Source organism: Blautia sp. 2227st1_G12_2227SCRN_220401, from assembly GCF_039062885.1.
In the GTDB taxonomy this organism is placed as follows: domain Bacteria; phylum Bacillota; class Clostridia; order Lachnospirales; family Lachnospiraceae; genus Blautia_A; species Blautia_A fusiformis.
In genome coordinates this window covers 1-11,219 of sequence record NZ_JBCLNI010000002.1, presented here as the reverse complement: position 1 = coordinate 11,219, position 11,219 = coordinate 1, and the positions used below count along the sequence as shown (strand labels likewise).

Sequence of the window (11,219 nt, the reverse complement as noted above, 5' to 3'; positions counted from 1 at the left end):
ATTCCGAATGCTATTAATACTCTAATGTCTCCATATATTTCATATATCGAACAACCATCAGCGCGATCTTAAATGTAATGGCATCCTCAAACACTCTCAAATCAAGGCCTGTACTCTTCTGGAGTTTATCCAGACGATATACCAGCGTATTTCTGTGGATATACAGCTGACGTGAAGTTTCCGATACGTTCAGACTGTTCTCAAAGAATTTATCGATGGTGACAAGTGTCTCCTCATCGAAATCGTCCGGAGATTTGTTGTCAAAGATCTCGCGGATAAACATCTTACACAGAGGAATAGGCAGCTGATAGATCAGGCGTCCGATTCCAAGTGAGCTGTATGCGATAACTTCCCTGTCTCCGAAGAAGATCTTGCCTACATCAAGGGCCATACGCGCTTCCTTGTAGGAACGTGAAACTTCTTTCAACTCATTGACAATGGTACCGTATGCCATGTGGACATCCTCACCATCTTTATTCAGATCCAGAGTATCCATAATCGTATGAGCCAGCTTATCCATCTCCGGATAGCCCTCTCCCTCTTCCAGTTCCTTGACTATAATGATGCTCTTCTCATCAACAGCAGTGATAAAATCTCTGCTCTTTCCGCCAAAAAGGCTTTTCACGCTCTCTACAGAGCTGTGATCTTTCTCCTGGTTCAGTTCCAGGATCATAACTACACGACGGACATCTGCTTCAATATGAAGCTTCTTCGCTCTGTTGTAAATATCCACCAGAAGAAGATTATCAAGAAGAAGATTCTTGATAAAGCTGTCTTTGTCAAAACGCTCCTTGTACGCAACGATCAGATTCTGGATCTGGAAGGCTGCAAGCTTGCCTACCATATAAGTATCCTCATCATCTCCGTGGGCTACCAGGACATATTCCAACTGATAATCATCACAGACCTTAAAGTACTGAAATCCCTTGACAAGCTGGCTGTCCGCCTGGGATTCTACAAAAGCCTGGATATCTGCCGGCTGGATCTCAAAATCAGAAAAGGTAGACGCAAGTACCTTGCCGTCTGTGTCAATGACACAAAATTCCGTCCTTGATATTTCTTTAAGTCCCTCGAGCGTATTCTGTAACACCTGATTCGATATCATTCCGTTCAATCCCTTCTCACTTATGTGTATGCTTATCTTCTGTCTTTCCCTCTCTATCTATGGCTATTTTAATACAAAATCACCAAAAATGAAAGAGTAAAACTGAAAAAATTTACAAATTTTTGTTGAAATCCGCCTAATTTTTCTCTATAAAACCTTCTCCATGAACTTCTCTTGCATCGGAAACGATCACAAAAGCGTTGGGATCAATATCATCTACCAGCTCTTTCAGCTTCACAATTTCCTTTTTGTTTACCACACAGAAGATGATCGTCTTCTCCTGACCGGAATACATCCCCTTGCCACAGATCCCTGTCGCTCCGCGATCCAGGTCTTCCATAATGACTCTGGCAACCTCATCCGGCTTCTCCGTGACGATAAATGTCTGTTTGGAAAACTTCAGACCTTCGATCAGACTGTCGGATACTTTTGTTACCAGATAAACCGCAATGATGGCATACAGGGCCCGCTGGATACCGAACACATACATTCCTACGATCACAATAAGCCCATCAATAAACTGCATGATCTGTGCGATGGAATAATGACGCATATACTTCTGGATCAGTGCTGCCATCATATCCGTTCCGCCTGTGGTTCCCTGTCCAAGGAAAACCATTCCAATGCCGATTCCCAGGATCACACCACCGTATACAGCAGCCAGAAGGAGATCATCTCCCGCAATATTCCACACCGGCTGAATGGCAAGCCAGGTTGAGAGGGAGATCTCACCGATCAGAGCTTTTTTTACAAAGGAAAAGCCTTTGATCCGCCATCCCAGAAAAAACAGCGGAATGTTCAGCGTGATATTGGTAAGCCACAGCGGAACCCCGCCATCTATGATCTCACCGGTCCAGTGCTTCACCAGGATCGCTATACCGGAAAAGCCGCCTGTTACCAGCCCGGTTGCATCAAAAACGGAATTGATGGCAAGTGCCATCAGCCCGGTTCCTACTATGATCAGAAGATAATCCAGATACCAGTCCTTTTTTTTCACAAGACTCATAAAGTGCTCCTTTCATTTTTTACAGCAATTCCCGGAATTTATGTCTTGAAGTGTCCTCAATATTTCTATTCCGCTGTGAAAATCCCGGAAATGCTATAGTATCATATGACAACTGCATCAGTTTCCCGCACTGACGTGTCATAAAAAGAACGGGACCGTACACTATTCTGCGTCCGTTCCCGTTCTCCATGCTATTTTTCTGTCTTTTTATTTATAAAATGAACAAATTCATAGCTTTCCATTATCTGAAAGTATTTTACGATTCTCGGATAAAGCGGTTCTGCCTTATCTCCGAAATGCTCTTTCACCAGCAGGGCAAGCTCCTGCACGGTTTTGGCTCCATCGATCTCAGGCCAGATAAAAGTTCCCATTTCATCAAGATGAACCTTGGAAAACCTTGGCTTGCCAAAAACCTTCTGCGCGATGGTATTGAACATACCCTTATTCTCTATCTCAAGAATGATCCGCTGCTTCAGGTCCCGGTGCCACCGGATCGACTGGTTTGTTTCCGGGATCAGATCAAGATAGTTGATATCCTGTTTCTTATCCTTTTTGTTTTTTCTCATCAGGCTTTCTTCTTTCTCCAGATAGAGAATTTAAGCAGTGACAGGATCATGATGATCATCAGCACAACGCCGCCGATATTTCCAAGGTTTACAACGCCGGACATATCAAGGCTGATACCGACAACTGCAAAGATCGCAAGAAGAATTCCAACAAGACCCTCGCCGGCGATCATACCAGCACAGTACAGGGTACCATCTGTGGACTGAGCTGTCTTGGTTTTTTCGTCAACACCTTTTCTGCTGTCAAGTAATCCACGAACGATACCACCGATCATGATGGTTGCGTTCAGGTAGATTGGAAGGTAAAGACCGATTGCGAAAGGCATTACCGGGATACGGAGGATCTCAAGGCAGATTGCAAGGAATACACCTACAAATACAAGTCCCCATGGAAGGTTTCCGCCCATGATTCCCTCAACGATCATCTTCATAAGCTGAGCCTGTGGCGCAGGGATCTCTGCTGTACCGTAGCCCCATGCTGCATCCAGAAGATACAGAACACCGCCGATAGCAAGACCGGAAACAACAACACCGAGCATCTCGCCCATCTGCTGCTTCTTAGGTGTAGCACCGAGAAGGTATCCTGTCTTAAGGTCCTGAGAGGTATCACCGGCGATCGCTGCGATGATACAGATAACAGAACCAACAGCGATCGCTGCTGTCATTCCGTCGATACCTGTTTTACCGGAGCTCTTGATCGCAAATGTAGCAATCAGAAGAGTAGCGATAGCCATACCGGAAACCGGGTTGTTGGAGCTTCCTACAAGACCTACCATACGGGAAGATACTGTTGCAAAGAAGAATCCAAAAACTACGATGATACATGCACCAAGAAGAGTTACCGGGATTGCCGGAACGATCCAGATGATAAATACCATTGCTATAACACCGAGAAGGATGAACTGCATCGGAAGATCCTGTGCGGTTCTCTCTGTGCTTGTGTTCTTGCTTCCCTTCATGCTCTTCATGGAGTCACGGAAGGTTGTAACGATCAGCGGCAGGGATTTGATCAGGGAAATGATACCACCTGTTGCGATAGCACCTGCGCCGATATATTTAACATAAGTAGACCAGATCGCTGATGCTCCGCCGTTTGCGTAAAGCTGGGCAATGGTCGTTCCCTCTGCTGCCGGATACATCCATGTATCAGGTCCGAACAGGCAGATCAGCGGAATGATGACCATCCAGCCGATAAGAGAACCGGTAAACATGTAGGATGCGATCTTCGGTCCTACGATATAACCAACACCGAGAAGTGCCGGATAAACCTCCATACCGATCTCACCCTTGAAGGATTTAAATGCTGCAGAAACATCTGCCGGAAGAAGCTTCAGTCCATCAACAACAAATTTGAAGACAGCTGCAAGTCCCATACCGGAGAATACTGTGGAAGCATTTGCTCCGCCTTCCTCACCGGCAAGAAGAACGTCTGCGCAGGCAGTTCCTTCCGGATAGAGAAGAGTTGCATGCTCTTTAACAATGAGGGCATTACGAAGGGGTACCATGAAAAGTACACCAAGGATACCACCGCAAAGTGCGATCAGAGTGATCTCAACGATGCCTGGTTTGCTTGTAAGTCCTTCCTCTGCCCAGAGGAACAGTGCAGGCATGGTGAAGATAGCACCTGCTGCAAGAGACTCACCGGCTGAACCGATAGTCTGGACCATATTGCTCTCCAGAATGGAGTTTCTGCGAAGAATCACGCGGATAACACCCATGGAGATAACTGCCGCCGGAATGGAGGCAGATACTGTCATACCAACACGAAGACCAAGGTAAGCATTGGCTGCGCCGAAGATGACAGCAAGAATACATCCCATGATCACAGATGTAACTGTGAGCTCCGGAGTGATTTTCTCCGCAGGAATGTAAGGTTTGAACTCTGTGTTTTTGTTCATATTTCCTCTCCCTTTATCTAGTAAATTAGTAACGTTATATAGTATAGCAAATTTCGCAGTATTTTGCAAGAAATTATATCTGAGATATTATATATTATTTACAATTTTCTGTATAATTATAAGCAAATAATTGGTCACTATGCAGCTTTTATGCTAACATAGTGACCTTATTCCTTACAATTGAATATTATACATTTAAAATAAAATACTTTTTTTTTTCAGTTGTCCGTTTCCAGCTGTTTTGTCAGATATCGCCCTACGATCTTCGAGAAATTTCCGATATCCCGGATATAGGCAAAATCCTTTCCAAAAATCTTCTTTTCCGCCGGAAGATCCTTCTCTTCGCCTGCAAATACCCCCAGAACACTGACGCCCTGGCTCCGAAGACGCCGCACCTCTGTTGCAGTATCTGAAATGGCATATTTTCCCTGATAAGGGGCCGGATTTTTTGCATTGGGGCGGTTTATGATCACATCGTAGGGGCGTCCGTCACTTAAGATGATCAGGATCTTTTTTTCCTCTTCCCTCTGCAAAAGACTGTATCCCGCTGCTTTTATGGCAAGCCCGTCCCGATTATTGGAGGAAGTCACATAATTGAAAATATCCTCATCTGCCGAAACCGGATCATCATATTCCCGGAACCTGTGCAGGATCGTATGATCCCAGAATGTGCAGTAGCTCATAACCCGATGAGGGATTTCCACATTGCTCAGGGCAGAGCTGATCATATAAGCCTGCAGTGCCACATCTCCCTGTCGGCTCATCTGTGAACCACTGGCATCGATCAGTATATCCACCACAAAATCCGTATTGTCTCCACGAAGAATCCTCTTAAAAAGATTTGCCTCACCGCTTCTGCCTATACGCCACAGCCTGGAAGGAACGATAGTTCCCCGGTCTGATAGGACTTCCTGGTTTTCACTTCGGATCACCAGTGCTTTTTTCAGGAGTTCAGTCAATATGGCAATATTTCGTTTTGCAATTCTGTGCTTGTCATGATAGATCCATATGTTCTTATTACGCAGACGCTTTGCATACTGATACTGATAATTATCACGAACCGGATTTTTCAGGATTCCTTCTGTAAAATACAGGCTGCAGTCTCCGTGTATTCCCCGGCACATAAGATGGTTCATTCTTTTTTCTTCCGCAGGTGTGAGATAGGTTTTTCCAAAATTCAGTTCCACATAGGTATGAGCTTTCTGAAGAGCTTCCTCTGAAATCACCGTGATCTTGTTTTTCACCTTACGTTTTTCTTCCATATCCTGTGTCAACGAGGAATCTTCTATATCTGTCATCCGGTCTGTGAGCTTTTCCACGTAATTTTCCAGAGCTTCCTCATACATCTCTTCATTAAGGTAGTCTTCCCAGCCAAATTCCGTCAGTTCTTCCAGCGTCACCGCCATTACCCGTTCAAGGGAACCGTTTTTCTTCTCAAAGTCCGGATCGATGACCGCATTATAGAGGCTGTCGATGATCCGAATCAGTTCCATGGTGTCTCTGCTTTCTGCGCAGGCATAAATCTGATCCCGGAATGCAGACAGTTTTTTCTCCAGAGGCTGTACGCTTCCTGTAAGTACATCACGGAATACTGCAATTTTCAGCCTGTCTAACAACTTATCGTAGGAAGGCAGGGTTTCATATTCCTGATCCAGGATATCTTCCAGAGCTTTTTTTCTCATGCGGCGAACCCCGGGGCGCTCTTCACAGATCCGCTCTCCCACTGCCGCTTCGATACAGAGCTGTGTCAGCCCGGTCAGCTCCGTCTCAGAGGCATCCAGATAGATTTTTTTTACAAGATAAAGGCCAAGCAGATTTTTGTCAAAATATCTGGCAAAAGCCCCCTGTTTGATCCCATCGTAAAGAGCGATCTCTTTTGAGCGGAGAAACAGCGATACATCCGGCTTCACATCCAGTGTATAGTCGCCGCTTACCGTCCAGAGGAGATTACGGATCCGGTTTTCCAGCTCCATCTTGTAATCTTCTATAGAAAGTTCTTCTGTCAGATCTTTATGCATAGACATCGTCCTTTGTCCACTCTTCCGGGATCCTTGTACGGACTACATCGTCCACGATCTCCTTTTCAAAAATATCGAAGGTTTTGTTCACCACTCCCATCTGCACTGCTGCCAGGGGAGAAAGTCCTGCACGAACGATCTTCATGGCAGCCAGAAGTCCTCGAAGATCCAGCGCTTTTGTGGAGATCTCACTGTTTACGGATTTCTTCTGAAGATCCATAAATACACCGATAAACTGTTCCACTGCCTTTTCCTTTGCCTCCGGGAACATTTTGCGGAAAATAAATCCCAGGGTTTCTTCTGTCTGCGCTGGCATATCGATCACCAGGAAACGAGAAACCAGAGCTTCGTTCAGCTCCTTTGTTCCTGCATATCCGTAGTTCATGGTTCCGATAAAACGTGCCGCAGGATGAAGGTCGATCCGGTCATAGCCCGGAACATCAATGGAGCGGCGATAGTCCAGAGTTGCATGAAGGACAGAAACCGCATCGTTCTTTGCCATATTGATCTCATCCAGAATACCGAAGCCACCATACTCGGCACACTGATAGATGCTGCCCTTTCGGAGGCAGACTTCATTGTTTACAAAGGTATCCGTTCCGATCAGATCTCCGCTGTTTGTATTGACATGGAAAGATACATTATAAACCGGACGGCCAAAAGCATATGCCAGATTTTCTGCCAGGATATTTTTACCCGTAGCCTTTGGGCCTGCAAGAAGAAGATTTTCTCCTTCCAGAAGTCCTGCAATGGCCATTTCCAGGATTTCTTTTCCGTAGAACGGTATGGACGGTCTGGTAACTCTGGCTGCAGCCCCCTCGTCAACGTTATAATTTTTTCGAAACTCCTCGATGCCGTGGATCAGGCTTTCGGAAACGTTCTGTTCTTTTAAAAATTCTAATTCTATCATATATACTTACTCCTGAATCTGATTGAATGCCGCAGATATCCTCATCCGCAGTTATTATATGATCCTATGACGGATAACCGCTTACAGATTTTTTCTCCGCCAGGTAAAAAACGGGACAGATCTTACATCTGTCCCGTCATTTGATTTCAAAGATGCCGCTGCACCCAGGGAACATCTCTTATTTCCTGATTTTATTTAACCGATCATACCTCAAAGATCAGATCACCGTAGGATGGCATCGGCCACATATCTTTATCTACGATCATCTCAAGCTCGTCTACAGGTTTTCTTAAAGCCTGCATTGCCGGTACCACGCTCTCTCTGAAGAATACAGCACGGTCACGTCCCTCTTCATGGGATTCCGACTCAGCGATCAGTCCGGAAAGCTTATCCATAGCTGTCTTGGTCTCAGCAAGAAGTGCGGAGGTTTTTTCCAGAAGACTTGTCTGTACACTGACATCAAGCGCTGCGCTCACTGCCTTCACAGAATTGATGGACTCTGCAAGAACCGTTGTATAACGGATCACTGCCGGGATGATCTGCTTAGTAGCTACATCCACCATGGTCTTGGCCTCAATGTTGATAGCCTTTGCATAGCCTTCATACTGGATCTCTGCTCTGGACTCAAGCTCTGCTCTTGTAAATACATTAAAGGATTCAAAAAGCTTCACAGCTTTATCTGTAGTCAGCGCAGGAATGGCATCTACCATGGACGGAAGGATCGGAAGTCCACGTCTCTTTGCCTCTGCCTCCCACTCCGGTGCATATCCGTTTCCGTTGAATACAATACGCTGATGCTGGATCGCATACTCCTTGATCAGGTCATGTACTGCAGTATCAAAATCGTCTGCTGCTTCCAGACGGTCGCATGCATCGCGGAATACTTCTGCTGCAATCGTGTTCAGAACTACGTTGCACTCGGAAATGGAATCACGGGAACCAACCATACGGAACTCAAATTTGTTTCCTGTGAACGCAAATGGTGATGTTCTGTTTCGGTCTGTAGCATCCTTCATGAAATCCGGAAGTGTCTTAACACCGGTATCCAGGATCTCGCCGGTCTTACTGTGTGTGGCGGTACCTGTGCTGATCAGCTGCTCCAGAACATCCTGAAGCTGCTCTCCAAGGAATACGGAGATAACTGCCGGCGGTGCCTCGTTTCCTCCGAGACGTTCATCGTTTCCAACGTCTGCTGCAGACTCTCTCAGAAGATCTGCATGCTCATCAACGGCTTTCAGGATACAGGTGAGAACAAGAAGGAACTGGATATTCTCATGAGGAGTTTTTCCCGGCTCAAGAAGGTTGATCCCGTCATCCGTTGTCAGGGACCAGTTGTTGTGCTTACCGGAACCGTTAACTCCTGCAAACGGTTTCTCATGAAGCAGGCAGCGCATACCATGGCGGCTTGCAACTTTTTTGAGGATACGCATCATGATCTGGTTGTGATCTGCTGCAATATTTACCGGTGCGTAGATCGGTGCCAGCTCATGCTGTGCAGGTGCAACCTCATTGTGCTGTGTCTTTGCTGTTACGCCCAGCTTCCAGCACTCCTCGTTGACTTCCTTCATGTATGCGGAGATTCTCTGACGGATGGTTCCGAAATAATGGTCATCCATCTCCTGTCCCTTCGGCGGCATAGCACCGAAAAGAGTTCTTCCTGTATAGATCAGGTCTTTTCTCTGGAGCCATTTCTCCTTATCAACCAGGAAATACTCCTGCTCAGCTCCAACGGAAGGAGTTACTTTTTTTGATGTTGTATTTCCGAAAAGGCGAAGAAGTCGAAGCGCCTGTGTATTGACCGCTTCCATGGAACGAAGAAGCGGTGTTTTCTGGTCAAGCGCCTCTCCTGTGTAGGAGCAGAATGCTGTGGGGATACATAAGATCCCGCCGGCTGCGTCATGACGTACAAAGGCAGGTGATGTGCAATCCCATGTTGTATAGCCTCTTGCCTCGAATGTTGCACGAAGTCCTCCGGATGGAAACGAGGATGCATCCGGTTCACCCTTGATCAGCTCCTTGCCAGAAAAGCTTAAGAGTACCTTTCCGTCCTCTCTTGGCGCTGTGACAAATGCGTCATGTTTCTCGGCAGTAACACCTGTCAGCGGCTGAAACCAGTGACAATAATGAGTAGCACCTTTCTCAATAGCCCATTCCTTCATCTCATGTGCAACCACATCAGCGATCTCCATGGACAGCTCCTTACCCTCTTCTATTGTCTTTTTCAGTTCGCGGTATACCTTCTTCGGCAAACGGTCCTGCATAACAGAATCGTTAAATACATCGCAGCCAAAGATTTCCTTTACGTTGATATAATCTCCCATTTCTTCCTCCTTTTCGTTCCTGTATATCCAGTCTTTCTTATGAGGAAAGACATTTTCACCTCTGTATGATCACCTTGTCTTCGGATACTCGGATCATTCTTCGCTCTTCTGGGTAATCTCCTTGATCTCCTGCATTTTCTGGTTCAGCCGGCTTTTTTTCTGTTTCTTACTGCTGGTAAGATAAAGGTTCATGGCCTCATGAAGATTATCGATTTCCACACGGGTCTGATCTCCACCGAACTCTCCATCCAGCGTCCACGGAACAGCCTCCTCTGACTCTATCACAACATGCGCAGACTTAAAAGAATAGATCAGATCTGTATTATCCTCTGCAGTAAGAAGCGCAGTCATGATCTCCTGAAGCTCCAGCGGATTCTTCGGATTGGTGATCAGTGTCACCTCAAACAGTCCGTCATTCATATCCACGTTTTTTCCGGTAAGATTCTTAAATCCACCTACAGATCTGGAATTGCTGATCATACCGTAGATAAAATCATTCTCCACAGTCAGCTCATCGGAGGTTACCTTCAGATGATAGGATTTCACCTCAAAAAGCTGCTTCATCCCTTCCAGCACATAGGCAACATGTCCCAGGATATTTTTCAGATCCTGGTCTGTCTCATAGGAAACATTGGTAAACAGTCCAAACGCAGCCACATAGGCAAATGTCTGGTTATTAAATTTACCGATGTCACAGTGATAGATCTGCTCCTCCATGATCATGGAGGCAGCTGCAGTCATACTCTTCGGCATAAACAGACTGTTGGCAAAATCATTGGTGCTTCCTGCAGGGATATACCCGATCGGTGTCTGGCTGCCCACTTCCACGATTCCGGTAACCACCTCATCCAGTGTACCGTCACCTCCACTGCAGGCGATCAGATCTACCTGATCTGCATATTCCTTCACCTGTTCATAAGCATCCTTCGGTCCCTGCGTGGCACGGATGATCACTTCGTACCCACCTTTATTAAAGATATCCACAATGTCCAGCAGATGCATCTTGATTCTTCCTTTTCCTGCTTTGGGGTTGAAAACAAAAAGCATTCTTTTTTTCATTATACAATCCTCATTTCCCGAAATGATTCGTTATGTCTATTCTTTTACTATGATAAAAAAAACGATGTAAAATGTCAATCTTAACTTTTCACATATGGTCTTACCACAGGCAGCCGGAATTTTATAACAAAAAAAGTCCGAAAACCCAATAAAATTGAATCTTCAGACCTTTTGTTAAATAGCGAGAGGGGGATTCGAACCCTCGACACCACGGGTATGAACCGTGTGCTCTAGCCAACTGAGCTATCTCGCCATATTCTTTTGTAACATGGGACCTATAGGGCTCGAACCTATGACCCTCTGCTTGTAAGGCAGATGCTCTCCCAGCTGAGCTAA

Annotated in this window: 8 protein-coding genes and 2 tRNA genes; all 10 read right to left on the bottom strand. The window is 45.8% G+C overall.

From position 1 onward, the window contains the following. Positions 1 to 13: 13 nt before the first annotated feature. Positions 14 to 1,105, bottom strand: a complete 1,092-nt coding sequence (locus tag ABCM67_RS01260) for a helix-turn-helix domain-containing protein (protein WP_015526970.1) — start codon at positions 1,103 to 1,105, stop codon at positions 14 to 16. Between the two features lie 136 nt (positions 1,106 to 1,241). Further along, entirely contained in the window at positions 1,242 to 2,111 is an 870-nt protein-coding gene (locus ABCM67_RS01255; protein ID WP_278654872.1) for a YitT family protein, read from the bottom strand. Between the two features lie 191 nt (positions 2,112 to 2,302). Continuing rightward, positions 2,303 to 2,677, bottom strand: a complete 375-nt coding sequence (locus ABCM67_RS01250) for a PqqD family protein (protein ID WP_021650789.1) — start codon at positions 2,675 to 2,677, stop codon at positions 2,303 to 2,305. Beyond that, positions 2,677 to 4,575, bottom strand: coding sequence for an oligopeptide transporter, OPT family (locus ABCM67_RS01245; protein ID WP_044961039.1), 1,899 nt, complete (start codon positions 4,573 to 4,575; stop codon positions 2,677 to 2,679). The genes ABCM67_RS01250 and ABCM67_RS01245 overlap by 1 nt, the downstream gene beginning before the upstream one ends. A gap of 218 nt (positions 4,576 to 4,793) precedes the next feature. Continuing rightward, positions 4,794 to 6,593, bottom strand: a complete 1,800-nt coding sequence (locus ABCM67_RS01240) for a nitric oxide reductase activation protein (RefSeq protein WP_173745731.1) — start codon at positions 6,591 to 6,593, stop codon at positions 4,794 to 4,796. Next, positions 6,586 to 7,503 carry a MoxR family ATPase gene (locus tag ABCM67_RS01235; protein WP_015526964.1) on the bottom strand — a complete coding sequence of 306 codons (918 nt, stop codon included), beginning with the start codon at positions 7,501 to 7,503 and terminating at the stop codon, positions 6,586 to 6,588. Before ABCM67_RS01235 ends, ABCM67_RS01240 begins: the two co-directional genes overlap by 8 nt. A 203-nt stretch (positions 7,504 to 7,706) precedes the next feature. Continuing rightward, the gene (locus tag ABCM67_RS01230) at positions 7,707 to 9,824 is read right to left on the bottom strand and encodes a glutamine synthetase III (protein WP_021650786.1); all 2,118 of its coding nucleotides are present in this window, start codon (positions 9,822 to 9,824) and stop codon (positions 7,707 to 7,709) included. Between the two features lie 93 nt (positions 9,825 to 9,917). Further along, the gene (locus ABCM67_RS01225; protein ID WP_059085348.1) at positions 9,918 to 10,883 is read right to left on the bottom strand and encodes a diacylglycerol kinase family protein; all 966 of its coding nucleotides are present in this window, start codon (positions 10,881 to 10,883) and stop codon (positions 9,918 to 9,920) included. Between the two features lie 179 nt (positions 10,884 to 11,062). Further along, positions 11,063 to 11,136, bottom strand: a tRNA-Met gene (locus ABCM67_RS01220). 16 nt (positions 11,137 to 11,152) lie between these two features. Beyond that, positions 11,153 to 11,219: transfer RNA gene (locus ABCM67_RS01215), tRNA-Val, on the bottom strand.

What these genes read in the sequence shown, in the direction of transcription:
- ABCM67_RS01255 (WP_278654872.1), bottom strand. Translation starts at nt 2,111, where the DNA reads ATGAGTCTTGTGAAAAAAAAGGACTGGTATCTGGATTATCTTCTGATC.
- ABCM67_RS01240 (WP_173745731.1), bottom strand. Translation starts at nt 6,593, where the DNA reads ATGCATAAAGATCTGACAGAAGAACTTTCTATAGAAGATTACAAGATG.
- ABCM67_RS01245 (WP_044961039.1), bottom strand. Translation starts at nt 4,575, where the DNA reads ATGAACAAAAACACAGAGTTCAAACCTTACATTCCTGCGGAGAAAATC.
- ABCM67_RS01260 (WP_015526970.1), bottom strand. Translation starts at nt 1,105, where the DNA reads ATGATATCGAATCAGGTGTTACAGAATACGCTCGAGGGACTTAAAGAA.
- ABCM67_RS01235 (WP_015526964.1), bottom strand. Translation starts at nt 7,503, where the DNA reads ATGATAGAATTAGAATTTTTAAAAGAACAGAACGTTTCCGAAAGCCTG.
- ABCM67_RS01230 (WP_021650786.1), bottom strand. Translation starts at nt 9,824, where the DNA reads ATGGGAGATTATATCAACGTAAAGGAAATCTTTGGCTGCGATGTATTT.
- ABCM67_RS01250 (WP_021650789.1), bottom strand. Translation starts at nt 2,677, where the DNA reads ATGAGAAAAAACAAAAAGGATAAGAAACAGGATATCAACTATCTTGAT.
- ABCM67_RS01225 (WP_059085348.1), bottom strand. Translation starts at nt 10,883, where the DNA reads ATGAAAAAAAGAATGCTTTTTGTTTTCAACCCCAAAGCAGGAAAAGGA.